Annotated in this window: 17 protein-coding genes; 9 read left to right on the top strand and 8 right to left on the bottom strand. The window is 67.4% G+C overall.

Annotation, left to right across the window (positions count from 1 at the left end; all coding sequences use genetic code 11):
- The first annotated feature begins 418 nt into the window (after positions 1-418).
- A complete protein-coding gene (locus tag NI1_RS33140) occupies positions 419-2,044 on the top strand; it encodes a FadD3 family acyl-CoA ligase (RefSeq protein WP_067829025.1) in 1,626 nt (541 codons plus the stop codon).
- Positions 2,045-2,136: 92 nt separating this feature from the next.
- Here the strand turns inward: NI1_RS33140 and NI1_RS33135 are convergent, their stop codons facing one another.
- The 4 genes from NI1_RS33135 to NI1_RS33120 are packed head-to-tail and all read right to left on the bottom strand — an operon-like array spanning position 2,137 to position 6,127.
- On the bottom strand, positions 2,137-2,952 hold the full coding sequence (locus NI1_RS33135) for an SDR family NAD(P)-dependent oxidoreductase (protein WP_067829021.1): 816 nt from the start codon (positions 2,950-2,952) through the stop codon (positions 2,137-2,139).
- A gap of 11 nt (positions 2,953-2,963) precedes the next feature.
- Positions 2,964-3,695 carry a glucose 1-dehydrogenase gene (locus tag NI1_RS33130; RefSeq protein WP_067829016.1) on the bottom strand — a complete coding sequence of 244 codons (732 nt, stop codon included), beginning with the start codon at positions 3,693-3,695 and terminating at the stop codon, positions 2,964-2,966.
- Position 3,696: 1 nt separating this feature from the next.
- Entirely contained in the window at positions 3,697-5,358 is a 1,662-nt protein-coding gene (kstD, locus tag NI1_RS33125; protein WP_067829013.1) for a 3-oxosteroid 1-dehydrogenase, read from the bottom strand.
- A gap of 13 nt (positions 5,359-5,371) precedes the next feature.
- Positions 5,372-6,127, bottom strand: a complete 756-nt coding sequence (locus tag NI1_RS33120; RefSeq protein WP_067829010.1) for a glucose 1-dehydrogenase — start codon at positions 6,125-6,127, stop codon at positions 5,372-5,374.
- Between the two features lie 246 nt (positions 6,128-6,373).
- Between NI1_RS33120 and NI1_RS33115 the strand changes: the two genes are divergently transcribed.
- The 4 genes from NI1_RS33115 (at position 6,374) to NI1_RS33100 (ending at position 9,821) form a co-directional block, all read left to right on the top strand.
- Positions 6,374-7,501, top strand: a complete 1,128-nt coding sequence (locus tag NI1_RS33115; RefSeq protein WP_067829008.1) for an LLM class flavin-dependent oxidoreductase — start codon at positions 6,374-6,376, stop codon at positions 7,499-7,501.
- Between the two features lie 22 nt (positions 7,502-7,523).
- Positions 7,524-8,276: an SDR family NAD(P)-dependent oxidoreductase gene (locus NI1_RS33110; protein WP_067829005.1), complete on the top strand. Its 753-nt coding sequence runs from the start codon at positions 7,524-7,526 to the stop codon at positions 8,274-8,276.
- A gap of 91 nt (positions 8,277-8,367) precedes the next feature.
- Positions 8,368-9,327, top strand: a complete 960-nt coding sequence (gene lipP1 / locus NI1_RS33105; RefSeq protein WP_067829001.1) for a LipP1 family hormone-sensitive lipase — start codon at positions 8,368-8,370, stop codon at positions 9,325-9,327.
- A gap of 86 nt (positions 9,328-9,413) precedes the next feature.
- Complete coding sequence (locus NI1_RS33100; RefSeq protein ID WP_245663514.1) at positions 9,414-9,821, top strand: DUF4189 domain-containing protein; 408 nt, start codon at positions 9,414-9,416, stop codon at positions 9,819-9,821.
- 1 nt (position 9,822) lies between these two features.
- On the opposite strand, the gene NI1_RS33095 is transcribed toward NI1_RS33100, so the two are convergent.
- The 3 genes from NI1_RS33095 to NI1_RS33085 form a co-directional block, all read right to left on the bottom strand.
- Positions 9,823-10,191 (bottom strand): DUF5313 family protein, encoded by a 369-nt coding sequence (locus tag NI1_RS33095; protein WP_067828998.1) that lies wholly within the window; start codon positions 10,189-10,191, stop codon positions 9,823-9,825.
- Positions 10,191-10,667, bottom strand: a complete 477-nt coding sequence (locus NI1_RS33090; RefSeq protein WP_067829314.1) for a MarR family winged helix-turn-helix transcriptional regulator — start codon at positions 10,665-10,667, stop codon at positions 10,191-10,193. Before NI1_RS33090 ends, NI1_RS33095 begins: the two co-directional genes overlap by 1 nt.
- A 92-nt stretch (positions 10,668-10,759) precedes the next feature.
- Positions 10,760-11,176, bottom strand: coding sequence for a nuclear transport factor 2 family protein (locus tag NI1_RS33085; protein ID WP_067828995.1), 417 nt, complete (start codon positions 11,174-11,176; stop codon positions 10,760-10,762).
- A gap of 82 nt (positions 11,177-11,258) precedes the next feature.
- Here NI1_RS33085 and NI1_RS33080 point away from each other — a divergent pair, with 82 nt between their 5' ends.
- From NI1_RS33080 to NI1_RS33070, 3 genes are all read left to right on the top strand, one after another.
- Positions 11,259-11,813, top strand: a complete 555-nt coding sequence (locus tag NI1_RS33080) for a TetR/AcrR family transcriptional regulator (RefSeq protein WP_067828992.1) — start codon at positions 11,259-11,261, stop codon at positions 11,811-11,813.
- A 192-nt stretch (positions 11,814-12,005) separates the two neighbouring features.
- Positions 12,006-13,226, top strand: a complete 1,221-nt coding sequence (locus NI1_RS33075) for a glutamate ABC transporter substrate-binding protein (RefSeq protein WP_067828988.1) — start codon at positions 12,006-12,008, stop codon at positions 13,224-13,226.
- A 93-nt stretch (positions 13,227-13,319) separates the two neighbouring features.
- Positions 13,320-14,543, top strand: a complete 1,224-nt coding sequence (locus tag NI1_RS33070) for an RtcB family protein (RefSeq protein ID WP_067828985.1) — start codon at positions 13,320-13,322, stop codon at positions 14,541-14,543.
- Positions 14,544-14,564: 21 nt separating this feature from the next.
- On the opposite strand, the gene NI1_RS33065 is transcribed toward NI1_RS33070, so the two are convergent.
- Entirely contained in the window at positions 14,565-15,047 is a 483-nt protein-coding gene (locus tag NI1_RS33065; RefSeq protein WP_067828982.1) for a hypothetical protein, read from the bottom strand.
- A gap of 214 nt (positions 15,048-15,261) precedes the next feature.
- On the opposite strand from NI1_RS33065, the gene NI1_RS33060 reads away from it, so the two are divergent.
- The gene (locus NI1_RS33060; RefSeq protein ID WP_067829312.1) at positions 15,262-17,403 is read left to right on the top strand and encodes a RecQ family ATP-dependent DNA helicase; all 2,142 of its coding nucleotides are present in this window, start codon (positions 15,262-15,264) and stop codon (positions 17,401-17,403) included.
- The last annotated feature ends 51 nt before the right edge of the window (positions 17,404-17,454 follow it).

Here is a 17,454-nt window from a genome sequence, read left to right as displayed (position 1 = left end):
TCCAGCGCCGCTCGAATCGGCGGTCGGCCGGGCCTATCCGTCCCACCACCGGGACCACTCAACCGAGCGTGCCCGCTCCCCCGCCACACCCCCAACCCCCGTCCCGATCAGCGGAACCCCGAACCCGAATATGCCGACCCGGTATATGAGAACCCGGCAGATCCACTAGCCCCGCCAACCCCGGTCCGCCCAGCCACGAACGTTGCCCAACCCGACAACTGATCTCGCTCCGCCCGGGGTAACTCCCGGGGCACGACCGAAATGGTCTCGGCTCTCACCGCCGGCCCGCATGCGAAACCGGCAACGGCTCCCGAGCCGCGCGCTGAAGTCCCGGAGAGGCGGAACCGGCACGCCCGGTCAGCGGGATGGCACGGGGAAAACCGGGTTTCGGGTGGGGGTGGTGCGGCAGGATGGGCGCATGGATCGGCGGCATGCGGCAGCCACGGGCGGGCGTCCTGCGACTGCCCCGATCTCGACGATTCCGGCGCTGCTGGCGGATCGAGCGAAACGGTATCCGGAGGCGGTCGCGATCGCCGGACCGGCGGGGCGGCTGACCTTCGGGGAGCTGGCCGCGGAGGTCGGTGCGGTGACGCGGGCCGCCATCGCATCGGGTATCGAGGCGGGCGATCGGGTCGGGATGTGGGCTCCCAACGGCATTCGGTGGATCACCGCGGCGCTGGGGATGCTGGGTGCGGGCGCGACGCTGGTGCCGATCAGTACTCGGCTGCGCGGGCCGGAGGCCGCGGAGGTGCTGGTGCGCAGCCGCGCCAAGGCGGTCTGCACGGTGCAGGAGTTCCTGGGCCACGATTACCCGGCGATGCTGGCCGCGGCCGGTGGGCTGCCCGAGCTGGAGCATCTGATCCTGCTCGATGAGGCACCCGGGGAGAGCACCGAGGACTGGGATATCAGTTCGTGGCAGGGCTTCCTCGCCCCCGGCACGGTGGTCCCGCCGGAGTACGCGCGCGAACGCGCCGAGGCCGTCGCCCCGGACGACATCTCCGACATCCTGTTCACCTCCGGCACCACGGGCGCACCCAAGGGCGTATTGGCGACCCACGCCCAGACGCTGGAGGTCTTCACCCGCTGGGCCGACGCGGTCACCCTGCGCGCCCGTGATCGCTACCTGCTGGTCAATCCGTTCTCCCACACCTTCGGTTACAAGGCGGGCATCATCGCCTGCTTGTTGCGCACCGCCACCATGGTGCCCATCGAACGCTTCGAAACCCAGTCCGTGCTGCGCCTGATCGAGCACGAGCGCATCACCGTCCTAGCGGGTCCCCCAACGCTTTTCGACGATCTGCTGCACGCCGACCGCTCCGAATTCATGCTCGGCTCACTCCGCCTGGCGGGCACCGGCGGCGCGCCCATCCCCGCCGAACTGGTGGACCGCATTCGCGAAGACCTGCGCGTGCCTTACGTTTTCACCGCCTACGGTCTGACCGAATCCGTCGGCGTGGTGACGGTCTGCCCACCGGACGCCCCGACCGAACTCATCGCGGGCACGGTCGGAAAAGCCCTGCCCGGCACCGAGATCCGCATTGTCGGCCGCGACGGCGCACCAGTCGAACTCGGCGAATCCGGTGAGATCACCGTCAAGGGCCCGAACGTCATGCGCGGCTACCTCGACGATCCGGAGGCCACCGCCGAGGTCGTCGACCCGGACGGCTACCTGCACACCGGCGATATCGGCGCCCTCGGCCCCGACGGCTACCTGCGCATCACCGACCGCCTCAAGGACATGTTCATCGTCGGCGGCTTCAACGCCTACCCGGCCGAGATCGAACGAGTCCTGTTGCAACACCCGAATATTCGCGATGTCGCGGTGGTCGGCGTCCCCGATCCCCGGCTCGGCGAGGTCGGCCGCGCCGTGGTGGTCCCCCGGGCCGATATCGACGATGCCGAGGCCATCGCCGAAGCCATCATCGAATGGTCCCGGGACAAGCTGGCCGGCTACAAGGTTCCGCGCGAGGTCGTCTTCACCGACAGTCTGCCCCGCAATGCCGGCGGCAAGGTCCTCAAAGCCCAATTGCGCAATCCGGCATAGCGGCCGCTGCGCAGGCGGCCGGCAACCCCGCGCACTGGAGTGCGGGGCTGCCGGCCGTAGGCCCGTTCGCCGGATCGCGGCGGCGACGGGACCTAGATTTCCTTGCGCATCTGCGCGGTCAGCGGCTTCATGTAGCCGGAGCCGAGCAGGCGGCGCATGATGTTCATCGCCTTGGCGTCCTTGCCGATCAGGATGAGCGGCTTGTTCTTGCGGATGCCGTTGAGCACGGTCTTGGCGCAGACCTCGGGGCTGGTCTGGGCCAGCCGGTCGAAGTTCTCGGCCAGCGCGTCGCGGTCGCGATTGGCGGAAGCGCGGGCCTTCCAGGCGATTTCGGTCTTGATCATGCCCGGGTGCACGGAGGAGACGCCCACATTGTGGCCCGCGATGATCATTTCCTGGCGCAGCGCGTCGGTGAAGCCGTGCATGGCGTACTTCGAGGAGCTGTAGCCGCCCTGGCTGGGGCAGGCCACCAGGCCGAACATGGACGACACATTGGCGATGTGCCCGTCACCGGAGGCGATCACGTGCGGCAGAAAGGCTTTGGTGCCGTGCGCGGTGCCCCAGAAGTTGATGCCGAAGATCCACTCCAGGTCTTCCCAGGCGACATCCTCGATATTGGCGGTCAGCGAGACGCCCGCATTGTTGATGACGATATTCACCTTGCCGAAGTCCGCGACCACCTCATCGGCGTGCGCGTACACCGCGGCGCGATCGGTGACGTCCAGCTGGTACGCCTTCGCCTTCGCGCCCTCCTTCTCGCAGAGCGCCACCGTCTCGGCGACATTCTCGAGATTCCGGCCCGACAGCGCCAGCTGCGCGCCGTTGCGGGCCAGTTCCAGGGCCAGCGCCCGGCCGATACCGGCGCCCGCGCCGGTGATGACGGCGACCTTGCCGCGGAAGTCCTTCATGGGCTTGTTCCTTACTGAGTGGTGAAGCCGCCGTCGGCGATGAATTCCGACCCGGTGCTGTAGGAGGATTCGTCCGAGATGAGGAACAGCACCAGGTTGGCGAGTTCCTCGGGGGTGCCCGGGCGGGCGATGGGCTGGTTCTTCGCGATGCTCGCCGAACGCTCCGAGGTGGCGACCATTTCGGTGGCGACGATGCCGGGATGCACGGAGTTGGCGCGGATATTGTCCGAAGCCAGTTCCTGCGCAGCGGTTTTCGTCATGCCGCGCACCGCCCATTTGGAGGCGACGTAACCCAGGATGTTCGAGTAGCCGATCAGCCCGCCGGTCGAGGAGATGTTCACGATCGATCCGACGCCCGCGCGCCGCATGGAGCCGACGACGGCCTTCATCCCCAGGAACACACCGACCTGGTTGACGTCGATGACCTTGCGGTAGTCGGCTTCCGAGAGCTTCTCGATCGGATCCACGTGCACGATGCCCGCATTGTTGACCAGACCGGAGACGGGGCCGAACTTCGCTTCCGCCGTGGAAACCACATCGTTCCAAGCGTTTTCGTCGGTCACGTCCAGGGCCTGGAACAGCGCGCCGTCGCCGAGTTCAGCGGCCAGCGCCGCGCCCTCGTCCACCAGCACATCGGCGATGACGACCTTCGCGCCCTCACTCACCAGCTTGCGCGCGAACGCCGCACCCATACCGCGCGCACCGCCGGTGACGATCACGACCTTGGTATCGACCCGTCCCATGTCACTGCTCCTGATCTGCCATGTGGTTGGCGGCGATGTATCCGAAGACCATGGCGGGTCCGATGGTCGCGCCCGCACCGGCATAGTCGTTGCCCATCACGGCGGCCGAATTGTTGCCCGCCGCATAGAGTCCGGCGATGACCGCGCCCTGCTCGTCCAGCACGCGAGCGTGCTCGTCGGTGACCAGGCCACCCTTGGTGCCCAGATCGCCCGGCACCATCTCGACCGCGTAGAACGGCCCGCGCTCCAGCGGAGCCAGGGTCGGGTTCGGCTTCACGGTCGGGTCGCCGTAGTAGCGGTCGTAGGCGGAATCGCCGCGCAGGAAGTCCTCGTCGCGCCCGTTGCGCGCGAACCCGTTGAACCGCTCCACCGTGGCGGCCAGCTTGTCGGCCGGAATGCCCAGCTTGGCAGCGAGTTCGGCGAGCGTGTCGGCCTGCTTGATGATGCCCGCGTCGAAGTACTTCTGCGGCAGCGGGCGCTTGGGGAAGTTGCCCAGGAACAGGTACCGGTCGCGGAAGTTCTGATCGAAGATGAAGTGCGCGGGAATGCTGCCCGGCACCTTCTCCTCCTCCTCGTACATGGTGTGCACGACGTTCACGTACGGCGCGGACTCGTTGACGAACCGCTCACCCTTGGCGTTCACCACGATCGCGCCCGGCTGCGAACGCTCGGCCAGCATGAAGAACGGCGGGCCGTCGGGATTGCGCACCGACGGGCCCCACCAGGCGTCGTCCATGAGATCGACCGCGCCACCGGCCTTCTGGCCCGCGACGATGCCTTCGCCGATGTTCTCGGTCGCGCCCACGGTCCACGCGGTGTTCTGCGGTCCGGCGATGTACTGCTTACGCATCTCCAGGTTGTGCTCGAACCCGCCGGCCGCGAGCACCACGCCACGCTTGGCCTTGATGGTCACCGGGCGACCCTCGTGCTCGGCCTGGACGCCGACCACCACGCCGTTCTCGACGATGACCTCGGTGAGCGGCGTGTTCAGCCACACCGGCACGCCCGCGTCGCGCAGCGACAGCCACAGCCGGGCGGCGAGCGCCTTGCCCAGGCTCAGCGGCAGCGCGCCCTTGATCATGTTCAGCGCGGTGAGCGCGCCGACCTTGATCGCGGTCTTCTTGCCCGCCCAGGTGCGGGCGATCATGTTCAGGTCGTGGAAGTCCTTGACCGTGATGGCAATACCCTTGGGCGCGGACATGGTCGGCTTGTTGATCTTGTGCAGATCGCCGCCCAGCAGTCGCCCGTCGATCGGCTTGGGCTCGATGCTGCGACCCTGCGCCAGCCCGCCCGGGAACTCCGGATGGTAGTCGGAATAACCTCGGTCGTAAGCGAACTCCCAATACTTGGAGCGAGCCCCGATGAACCGGAACATCTCCGGGCCGTGCTCCAGGAACGCGCGCTGCTTGGCGTCCGGAACCCGATCGCCGACAACGGCTTTCAGATACGTGCGCGCCATGGTCGGGCTGTCCGGCACCCCGGCCGCCTGCAAGACCGGATTGTTCGGCACCCAGATGCCGCCGCCCGAGCGCGCGGTGGAACCACCGAACAGATGGCTCTTCTCGATCAAGGTGACCGACAGGCCCCGATAGGCGGCGGTCAGCGCGGCGGTCATACCCGCCGCACCGGAACCCACGACCACGACGTCGAATTCGAATTCCATGAGAGTTCAGTCCTTAATAGCCGCAGCTGGTCAACATGCCGCCGTCGACGACGAATTCGCCGCCCGTGCAATAGCTCGAGGCATCGGAGGCCAGGAACAACGCCACCTCGGAGACCTCGACCGGCTGACCCCAGCGCGGAATGGGCAATTCGGAGAAGAAGGTATTGCCGTCCACCCCGGACGCGCCCGCGACCGCGGCGGTCATGGGGGTGGCGATACCGCCGGGATGCAGCGAGTTCACCCGGATACCCGAGTGGCCCAGCTCCCGCGCGGCGGATTTGGTGAGCCCGCGCAGCGCGAATTTGCTCGCGCTGTAGGCGGACAGGCCGGCGGCGCCGACGAAACCCTCGACCGAGGACACATTGACGATGGAACCGCCGCCGGCATTGGTGAGGGCGGCCGCGGCGGTCTTGATGCCGAGGAACGCGCCGGTCACATTGATATTCATAATGGTCTGGAACTCGTCCAGGCTCATCTCGGTGATGCGCTTGAAACGCAGAATGCCGGCATTGTTGATCAGCACATCGAGCTTGCCGAACCGCGACACCGCCTCGGAAACCGCTGCTTCCCAGTCACTTTCACTGGTCACATCGTGGTGCACATAGTGAACGGCGTCGCCCAGCTCGGCCGCCAGGGCCTTACCCTCCTCGTCGAGCACGTCACCGAACACCACGCGGGCACCCTCGGCGACGAATCGCCGTACATGCTCCGCGCCCATCCCGCGCGCACCGCCCGTGACGAGGGCTACCTTGCCGTCCAGCTGTCCCACGGATTCCCGTCCTTCTGATTCACCATCACCCGACGCGACCGCATCTCCGCTCTTTGGCACCCGTGCCGCGCGTAATGCGCGGCGCAGGGCTGGAAATGTGGCTGATGAACCGACGGTAAGTCGGTAGTTAATCGAGAGCATGGTGTGGTCCCGGCCACTGAGACAACTCGATGACCTGGAGGTATGAGTGCAGAAGTATTTCGGTTAGGCATTGCCGCCTCGACCAGCCGGAACCAGGAGTCTCTGATGAAGTTCTCGATGATCTTCGAAGCTCAGATGACGGATCCGACGGCCGAGCACGAGGCGCAGGTGTTGCGGGACTCCGTCGAACAGGCGGTGCTGGCCGACGAGATGGGGTTCGACACCGTCTGGGCGGTCGAGCATCACGGGCTCAAGTGGTACGCGCACATGAGCGCGCCGGAGATCTTCCTGACCTGGGTGGCGGCCAAGACCTCGCGGGTGCGCATCGGGCACGGTGTGGTGTGCATGCCGTTCAACTTCAACCATCCCGTGCGGGCGGCCGAGCGCGCGGCCATGCTCGACGTGCTCTCGGGCGGGCGGCTGAACCTGGGCGCGGGGCGTGGATCCACCGAGGTCGAAACCTCCATGTGCGGAGTCGATCCCGCGCGGACCTATCGGGAGGTCGAGGAATCACTGCGGATGATCGCGGCCGCCTGGCAGGACCCGGAAGCCGAATTCGAGTACCACGGTGAGCTTTTGGATATCTCGCCGCACCATCTGCTGCCGCGGCCGGTGCAGCGGCCGCACCCGCCGCTGTTCATGGCATGCACCAAGAAGGACACCCTGAAGCTCGCGGCGGAGTACGGAATCGGCGCTCTCGTACTGGGTTTCGCGGGCGTCGCGGAAATCGCCGAACTGCGCCGCATCTACGACGACGCCATTGCCGCGCGCACCGGGGAGCGGTTCGTGTCCACCGTGGTGAACGATCACTTCGCGGCGCTGTGCCCGACCATCGTGCTCGACGATCGCGAGCAGGCCATCCAGATCGGGGCGCGCGGGCAGCGGTTCTTCGCCCAGGCCATCAAGCATTACTACGGTGCCGGGCCGGTCCCCGACGAGGCCGTCGACCCGAACGCCGACGCCGTCGCCCAGATGCGCGCAGCCGAAGCCGAACACGTCGCCTACCTGCACGAAGCCAAGATTCCGGTGAAGACCGGCGCGACCGCCATCTTCAATACCGAGCACGCCTACGGCACCGCCGACGACGCCATCGCCTATGTGGAGCGGCTCCAGGCCGCCGGGGCCGACGAGATTCTCTGCCTCATTCAGATGGGCACCGTCCCGCAGGACGCCTGCATGGAGACCATCCGCCAGTGGGGCGAGAAGGTCATCCCCCACTTCCGCCACCAGTAGCAACCGAGAAGAAGGAACCGAAATGGCTGATCTGAACGGCAAAGTCGCCCTGATCACCGGTGCCGCGCGCGGCCAGGGCGCGGCCGAGGCCCGCCTGTTCGTGGAGCGCGGCGCCAAGGTCGTCATCACCGATGTGCTCGAGGCCGAGGGTAAGGAGCTCGCCGACGCCCTCGGCGACGCCGCCGTCTTCGTGCGCCACGACGTCACCGACGCCGAGAGCTGGAAAACCGCCGTGCAGACGGCCGTTTCGACCTTCGGCAAGCTCGACGTGCTGGTCAACAATGCCGCCATCTACATCATGAAGCCGCTCATGGAGACCACTCCCGAAGAGCTGGAGCGCATTCTGAAGGTCAACCTGGTCGGCGCGTTCCTGGGCATCCAGGCCGTGGTGCCGGGCATGATCGAGAACGGCGGCGGTTCCATCGTCAACATCTCCTCGCAGGCCGGGCTCGAGGGCCTGATGAACCACTCCGCCTACGGCTCCTCCAAGTGGGGTCTGCGCGGCCTGTCCAAGATCTCCGCGCTGGAGCTCGGCCCGGCCCGGATCCGCGTCAACTCGGTGCATCCCGGCCCCATCGCCACCCCGATGGTGCCCTACCTGACCACCGGCCCGGGCAGCTTCCCGACCCTGCCGCTGGAGCGCACCGGCCTGCCCGAGGAGGTCGCCGAACTGGTCGCCTTCCTGGCCTCCGACGCCTCGGCCTACATCACCGGCGCGGAGGTGACCGTGGACGGCGGTCTGGCCGCCGGCAAGTTCATCCCGCGCGGCATGTAGTCCTCGATCCTCGAACCGGGGCGGGCCGCCGCCCATCCGGGCGGCGGCCCGACTCGTTTCTCAAACGCCTTCCGGCGCAAAGGAGTTCCTCATGTCTCTGTCTCCCGAATGGCAGACCTTTGTGGATGCCGCGTCGGCGGCCTTCCCGGCTTTGGGCACCGAGGTGCTCGACGCCGCCGAAGCGCGGGCCTTCCTGGCTTCCCGCCCCGCCGTGCAGGCCGAACCGATTCCCGTTGCGGCGGTGGAGGAATGGCTGGTGCCCGGCCCGATCGACGCGCCGGAGATCCCGGTGCGGCTGTACCGGCCGCTCGATGCCGAACCGACCCCGGCGGTAGTCGTCTTCTATCACGGCGGCGGATTCGTCCTGTGCAACTTGGAGAGTCACGACAAGTTCTGCCGCATGATGGCCAATGCGGCCGGGGTGATGGTGATTTCGGTCGACTACCGCCGCGCACCCGACGCCCGCTTCCCGGCGGCCGCCGACGACGCCTACGCCGTACTGCGCTGGGTGGCCGACAATGCCGAATCCCTCGGCGGCGACCCCGCCCGCCTCGCGGTCGCGGGCGACAGCGCGGGCGGCAATCTCGCCACCGTCGCCGCCCTGCAAGCCCGCGACAACGGTATCCCCGACGTCGTCTTCCAGCTGCTGATGTACCCGATGCTGGATCCCGCCACCGACAGCGGCTCCTACACCGACAATGCCGAGGGCTACTTCACGACCGCGGCGCACCTGCGCTGGTACTGGCGGCAATACCTGAATTCCGAAGCGGACAAGGCGAATCCGTACGCCAATCCGATGCTCGCCGACCTCACCGGCCTCCCGCCCGCCTACATCGCCACCGCGGAGTTCGATCCGCTGCGCGACGAGGGCGAAGCGTACGGTCAGCGACTGCGCGACGCCGGCATCGCCGCCGAGATCCACCGCTGGAACGGCACCGTGCACGGCTTCATGTCCATGGCCTTCCACCTGCGAGAAACCCAGCGCGCCAACGACTCCGCCTTCGCCGCCTTGCGCCAGGCCCTGACGCGGACCCCGACCCAGGCGATCTGAATCGTTTGCCCGGAATTCCCAGCTGGTTCACAGGACGAGCGGATAGCATCGCCGGAGTTCGTCCATATGAAACGTCAGGGATTCTCTTGTCGGTTACACGCATTCTCACGCCGGTACTCGGCAGCGCCGCCGTGGCCATGACCCTCACCGCCGGAACCGCCGGGGCCGCGGGCCAGGGATTCGGCACCATCGCCATCTCCCAGATCAAGAACGCGGCCGTGGTGAGCACGGGGGCCGGGAAGGTTCCGGCCGATGCGGCCGCCATCCGCGATTGCGGCAACTACGACTGCGAGATCGTGTTCCGATTCGCCGACGGGTGCGGGGCCATCGCCCAAGGCGCGGACGGGAAATGGGGCTGGGCGGCCGCGGGCTCCCGCGAGGAGGCCGAGCAGAACGCGGTGGCCGGACTGGGCGAAAGCGCCCCCGCCTTCCCGGATCTCGGCAGCTCCACACCGCGCGCGGCACGAGTGGTCAGCTCGGCCTGCACCAGCTGACTCAGTGGTGGTAGCGCGCCTCGTAAGCGGCGCGCTCGGCCGCACGCCGGCCGGCCCGGTGCGGGTTCTCCAGATCCTCCGGCAGCCCGTGCCGGACCAAGCGGTGCGCGCGGTTCATCGGCATATAGGCGACGATGTAGAACACCGCCAGCAGCACGCCGAGCAGGATCACCGCCAGCCGCAACCACAGTTCGCCGGGTAGCAGCAGGAACAGCGCGAAGATCGGCAGCATGGGCACCAGGCCGCGCACGATATGCCGCGGGACCGCCCAGGTGCCGGTCAGGTCGTTGCGCACCCAATCCTGGAGCTGGTCGGGGAGTTTGCGGCCGAAGGCGTAGCCGATCCACTGAATCGGGTTGGGGCGCTTCATTATCGAGATCCCTTCTGCGGTTCCGGCAACACCGAGCGGCGCGCGGCATCGTTCACGCGATTGAGCGCGTCACGCAGCTGCTCCAGCTCGGCCAGGCTCACCCCGAGCCGTTCCACCACGGCCGGCGGAATCCGCTCCGCCTGCTCGCGCAGCTTGCGGCCCTCGTCGGTGAGGTCGACCACGAGATTGCGTTCGTCGTTCACGGCCCGGCGGCGGGTGATGAGGCCCGCCGCTTCCAGGCGTTTGAGCAGTGGTGAGAGCGTCGGCGAATCCAGCTGGATGGCATCGCCGATGGCCTTCACCGACATCGGGGACTCGCCCCAGAGCGCCAGCATCACCAGATACTGCGGATGGGTGAGCCCCATCGGCTCCAAAAGTGGCCGGTAGACGGCGAGTACCGCTCGATTGGCGACGGCCAGCGCGAAGCAGACCTGGCGGTCCAGCTTCAGCATGTCGTCGATTTCCGGTTCGTTCATGAACACCTCCTCGCCCCTGAAGGTTAGCGTACAAATACTTAATGCACTAACTATTCGGGGGCGAGGGGTATTCCGGAGCGATCCTCCGCAGGTCAGTCGCGGGGCAGCGACATCAGGCGAGCGGTGTTCATGTAGTCGCGGAACAGCGTCACCAGGCCGTCGCGGACGTGCACGACATTGACCGATGAGCGCACCTGCTCGCGGCCGCGGTCGGGGCGGGTCACATCGACCTCGTTCTCGACCACGAAGACGGCGGGGTCGGCGGTTTCGTGCACATACGGGTGGATGGCGTGCACTTCGATTCCCGACATGGAACCCCAACGCGCGGCGAGGAATTCGCGGATCTGCTCGCGGCCCTCCAGGCGTTCGGGCTGCCCGGGGACGGTGAAGGGCATTTCGAATACGGCATCGGGGGCCATCCGGGCGGCGAAGGCGTCGGCATCCCGGGACGGTAACTCCACGAAGAGCTGTTCAACGAGGTCACGGGCGGTTTCTACGGTGTGGGACATGAGTGCCTCCAGAAACGGAACGTAGGACCCGCTTAGTATTCGGGGCGTGCGCCCCGGTTGTCAACGGCGGTATTCTCCTGAGGTGACCGAACGACCCCTGCGCGCCGACGCTCGCCGCAATCGCGAGCGCGTACTCGCCGCCGCACAGGAAGCCTTTGCGGCGGAAGGGGTTTCGGTGCCCTTGGACGAGATCGCGCGACGGGCGGGAGTGGGGCCGGGGACGGTTTACCGGCACTTCCCGACAAAAGAGGCGCTGTTCGAAGCGGCCATGCTGGACCGGATCGAGCGGATGACCGAACGCGCTCGCGCGGCCGCCGCCAGCGGTGATCCCGGCGCGGCGTTCTTCGAATTCCTGGACCGCATGGTGGTCGAAGGGGCGGCCAAAAGGGATCTGGCCGCGGCGCTCGGACCGCATGATCCGACCACCTACGCCGGACCCACCGCGGCGATGAAAAACGCTATCGGCGAACTGCTTTCGCGAGCCCAGTCCGCGCGGGCGGTGCGCACCGACATCGGCATCGGCGACCTGATGACCCTGTTGCAGGGTCACTTCATGGCGATGCACGCCGCCGGATCCGATCCCGGGCTGCGCGATCGCACCTTCGCAGTGCTCGCGGACGGCCTGCGCTACCGGTAGCTGCGGTCGCCAGGAAATTGCGGGTCGCCCTGACGAACGGGCTAATTGCACCGCCGTTCGGCGATGTCCCCCACGTTTCGCCATATCTGATGCTTTGATGCACACGTGTGCTCTCCGGTTGCCACACAAGTGACCAACCGGCGCTGTTCTTCCCGTTCGATCCGCCCGGTTGACGACAGGAGATCAGATTCGATGAAGCGTGTGATCCGCAGTGCCGCCGTCGCGGCCGGACTGCTGGTGGCCTCCTGTTCCCAGGACCCCGAGCCCGCACCCGCACCGCAGCCGCCGCCGCGCACGCTGACCATCGGCATCAAATTCGATCAGCCCGGACTCTCCACGCGGACCGCCGACGGTAAGCCCACCGGCTTCGACGTCGACACCGCCGTCTACCTGGCGGGCCGACTCGGCGTCAGCCCCGAGCACATCACCTGGCGCGAAGCCCGCTCCGAGCAGCGCGAAGACCTGTTGAACTCCGGCACAGTCGATTTCGTCGTCGCCTCCTACTCCATCACCGCGGGCCGCCAGCAGCTGGTGTCCTTCGCCGGGCCGTACCTGATCGCCGGCCAGGACCTGCTGGTGCGCCAGAGCGAATCCGCCATCGACCGCCCCGAGGACCTGAACGGCCGCACCGTCTGCACCGCCGAAGGCTCCACCTCCGCCGAGAAGATCCGCCGCAGCTTCGCCCGCAAGGTCGAACTCAGCACCCGCGACACCTACGCCCAATGCGTGGCCGACCTGATCACCGGCACTGTCGACGCCGTCACCACCGACGACGTCATCCTGGCCGGCTACGCCAAAGAACACCCCGGCACCCTGCGCGTGGTCGGCCACCGCTTCACCCGCGAACGCTACGGCGTCGGCGTCCGAAAAGGCGACCTCACCCTCCAGAACCAGCTCACCGCCGCCATCCGCACGATGATCGCCGACGGCACCTGGCGCCGCACCATGGAAGCCAACCTCGCCAGCACCGGCTACACCCCCGTCACCGCCCCCGTCGTCTTCAACGCCCCCGACCAGCCCCTCACCCCCGGCGACCCCACCACCCTCGACCCCGACCTGATCCGGGTGACCCGCGCCGTAGCCGCCACCTCCAACGCCCGCGACTGGGAAGGCTTCCGCTCCCTCACCTGCCCCGAAACCGCCGACGCCATAGACGAAATAGTCACCACCTACACCCCCCAATACGACAAAGCCTTAGGCCCCGAAGTAAAAAGCGCCGGCTTCACCAACACCGTCACCGGCGTAACCCAAACCACCCCCGACGCCGCCACCTTCATCTTCCACGAAGCCTTCACCAACGTCCCCGAAAAATACCGCCACTACTTCAAAGACATCGACTACACCGGCACCCTCGTCCGCCGCGAAGGCGAATGGAAACTCTGCTCCCTCGCAGCCGATTTCGTCGAACCGTAGCGGCCGCGGGACGGCTGCCGTCCGGATAATTCGGGTGCGCCGCGGGCTCTTGTGCACCTAACGTGAGCGGCAGTCGAAAGAGAGGACAGTCCGATGTTTCCCGTCGAGCTGCGCGGAGCACGAGCGCAGACGCTCATGTGGGCCCACGAGCACGAGGTCGATGCGGCTGCGCTGCAACAGTTGCGGAATATCGCCCGGCTGGAGTGGGTGCACGGAGTGCGGGTCATGCCGGACGTGCATCTGGGTAAGGGTGCGACGGTTGGTTCCGTCATCGCGATGAAGGACGCCGTCGCGCCCGCGGCAGTCGGCGTTGATATCGGCTGCGGAATGGAAGCCGTCCGCACCTCCTTGAAGGCTGCCGATCTGCCGGACGACCTGCGTTCGCTGCGGTCGCGCATCGAATCTGTGCTCCCGGTTGGCTTTTCAGCGCACAAGGATCCCGTTGACGTTAATCGACTGAATGCTCAGGTGTCCGGACAACGAGCTGCGGGCACCACAATGCGCGCAGGCTGGGAGCGCTTTTGGAAGTCCTTCAGCGATTTGCATCCCGGCGTCCAGGCGCTGGAATCCAAGGCGCGCAAGCAAATCGGCACCCTAGGCCAAGGCAATCATTTTGCGGAAATTTGCCTTGATACCGATCAGTCCGTGTGGATTCTGTTGCATTCCGGAAGCCGGAATATCGGTAAGGAACTGGCTGAGCGGCATATGGCTGTGGCTCGGAAGTTGCCGCACAACCAGAATCTGGTGGATCGGGATCTGGCGGTGTTTCTTGCTCGGACTTCGGAGATGGATGCTTATCGACGGGATCTGGATTGGGCGCAGGAGTATGCGGCTCGGAATCGGGCGGTCATGCTGGCTTTGATCTGCAAGGCTGTGCGGGAGGAGTTCGGGGAGCATCCGGTGGAGTTCGATGAGCCTATTTCTTGCCATCACAACTACGTGGCTGAGGAGATCATCGATGGGATGCCTATGCTGGTCACCCGGAAGGGGGCCGTGCGGGCGGGGGCCGGGGATCTGGCTTTGATTCCGGGGTCTATGGGGACTCGGTCGTATGTGGTTCGGGGGAAGGGGAATCCGGCTTCGTTCCAGTCGGCTTCGCATGGGGCGGGGCGGCGGATGAGCCGGAATGCGGCCAAGAAGCAGTTCACGGTGGCGGATTTGATTGCGCAGACCGAGGGGGTCGAGTCGAGGAAGGATGCCGGGGTTATCGATGAGATTCCGGCGGCTTACAAGGACATCGATCAAGTTATTGCGGCGCAGTCGGATTTGGTGGATGTCGTGGCCACGCTGCGGCAGGTGTTGTGTGTGAAGGGATGAGGGCGCGCGCCTTCCGTCGTTTCAGCGGCGGCGGAAGGTGGCGGCCACGCCCGCGCCGATGAGCAGGATGCCGACTATCAGGGGGAAGCCGGTGCGTAGCCAGTCGTAGAGGGCCACGTGTAGTTCGTCGGAGATGGCGGGGATATTGCCGATCAGGCGGAAGCAGTCGGTGGGGAAGATCAGGTAGACCAGGCCGGGGAGGACGCCCCAGACCAGGCCGGCGACGATGGTGCCCGCCGGGGAGTGGGCGGCGAGGGCGGCCACGATCAGGAACAGGGCTGCGCCGAGCAGGATTTGAAAGGCCGAGCCGAGGCGGTCCGAGAGATCGCCGAGGATGGTCCATTGGCGGCTGTCGGCGGCGCCGTTGGCGGCGAAGCCGACGCCTACCGGGGTGAGGATCAGGCCCGCGAGGGTGCCGGTCAGCGTTTTCGACACGGTGCCCGTCGTGCGGAATTGCGCTCCGGGCGGAGTCCAACCCGTGGGTGATGGGAATTTGTCCGGCATGACTCGGCTCCTCGCGCTCCCCCGGACGCCCCTAACCAGCCCGGACGTTCCTATTGTCCGCTGCCGCAGCGGTTCCCGCGCGATCTTGCACGCAACCGCAATCAAGGCGATTCCCGCAGGACATCGGCGATTCGGCCGGCGGGTCCCGACATGCCGGCGGTCGGGGTGCGCGAAGTCGGCGGGGAATGCGGGGCTGTCGGTGGGGTGGGGCACCATGGAGCGCGTGACCCCGACCGACTCCTTCCCCTCGTCCTCGCACGAAACCGCGCTGACCGGCACCGACTCCGGGCTACGGGCCGATGCCGAGGCGCTGCTGCGGGAGCTGGCAGGGCCGGCGGCGCGGCTGCGGGAGGATCAGTGGGTCGCCATCGAGGCCCTGGTGGTGGACCGGCGGCGGGCGCTGGTGGTGCAGCGCACCGGCTGGGGCAAGTCGGCGGTGTACTTCATCTCCGCCAAGCTGCTGCGGGCGCAGGGGCGCGGGCCGACGGTGATCGTGTCACCGCTGCTGGCGCTCATGCGGAACCAGGTGGCGGCGGCCGAGCGCGCGGGAGTGGTTGCGGCGACCATCAATTCGGGCAATGTCACCGAATGGGACGAGATCCACGCACGCGTCGCCTCCGGTGAGATCGATGTGCTGCTGGTGAGTCCGGAGCGGTTGAACAACCCCGACTTCCGCGATTCGGTGCTGCCCAAGCTGGCCGCCGACGCGGGCCTGGTCGTGATCGACGAAGCCCACTGCGTATCCGACTGGGGACACGACTTCCGGCCGGACTATCGCCGCATTCGCACGCTCATCGCCGATCTGGGATCGGACGTGCCGGTGCTGGCCACCACGGCCACCGCCAACGACCGGGTCGTCACCGATGTAGCGACCCAGATCGGCACGGACACACTGGTATTGCGCGGCGGCCTGGACCGCGAATCCCTGCACCTGTCCGTGGTCCGCATCCCCGACGCCGTCGAACGCACCGCCTGGCTCAGCCGCCATCTGCACGAATTGCCCGGCTCCGGAATCGTTTACAGCCTCACCGTGGCCGCCGCCCACGACCTCGCGGACGTACTGAACTCGCACGGCCATCACGTCGCCGCCTACACCGGCCAGACCGACCCGGCCGAACGCGAAGCCCTCGAAGCCGCCCTGCTGAACAATGAGGTGAAGGCGCTCATCGCCACCTCCGCGCTGGGCATGGGCTTCGACAAACCCGACCTCGGTTTCGTGGTGCACGTGGGCGCGCCCTCCTCCCCCATCTCCTACTACCAGCAGGTCGGCCGCGCCGGCCGCGGCACCGAACGCGCCGAGGTAGTGCTGCTCCCCGGCCCGGAGGACCGCCAGATCTGGAGCTACTTCGCCTCGGTGGCCTTCCCGCGCGAACATGTCGTCCGCTCGGTGCTCTCCGCTCTCGGCACCGACCGCCCGCTCTCCACCGCCGCCCTCGAACCCCTGGTGGAGCTCAACCGCTCCCGCCTGGAAATGGTCCTGAAGGTCCTGGATGTGGACGGCGCGGTGCAGCGGGTACGCGGCGGCTGGCTGGGCACCGGCGAGCCGTGGGTTTACGACACCGAACGCTACGAACGGCTGAGCCTCGCGCGCGCAGCCGAGCAACAGGCCATGATCGACTACCAGTCCACGACGGACTGCCGGATGAACTTCCTGCGCCGTCAACTCGACGACCCGGATCTGACCGCGGACGCCCCCGGCTGCGGCCGCTGCGACAACTGCACCGGGACCCGCCAGGACACCAGCGTGGACGCCGCCGACCTGGCCGCCATCCGTACCCGCCTGGACCGCCCCGGCATCGACCTGGCCCCGCGCAAGCAGTGGCCGACCGGTATGGCGAAGCTGGGCATCTCCTTGTCCGGCAAGATCACCGACGGCGCCGAGACCGGGCGGGTTCTGGGCCGCCTCAGCGATCTGGGCTGGGGTCAGCGCCTGCGCGCCCTGCTGGATGCCCCCGACGCCCCCATCCCGGACGAGGTGTTCCGCGCCTGCACAACCGTGCTGCGCGAATGGGATTGGGCGCAACGCCCGACCGCCGTCATCGCGATGGACTCCCCCCGCTACCCCGCGCTGACCCGTTCCCTGGCCGCCGCCCTCGCGAAAGTCGGCCGCCTGCAAGACCTCGGCGTCCTGCACCTGCGCCCCGACCTGCCCCCGGTCTCGGCCGCCAACTCCGCCCACCGCGTCGCCGCCCTCCACAATGCCTGGGAGGCACCGGATCTCACCGGCGTCGACGGCCCGATCCTGCTGGTCGACACCCTCACCGATTCCGGCTGGACGTTGACCATGGCCGCCCGCACCCTGCGCGCCGCCGGAGCCGAAGCGGTCCTGCCCTTCGCCCTGGCGACCCCGTCCTGAGACCGGCTCGGCTCGCCGCGAGCCGCGCGCGCCGGACTCGGGCTCAGCCCC

The sequence above is a fragment of the Nocardia inohanensis NBRC 100128 genome (genome assembly GCF_001612945.1).
Taxonomy (GTDB): Bacteria; Actinomycetota; Actinomycetes; order Mycobacteriales; family Mycobacteriaceae; genus Nocardia; species Nocardia inohanensis.
Note: the sequence above shows the minus strand (reverse complement) of the source record. Positions and strands in the feature narration are given on the sequence as shown.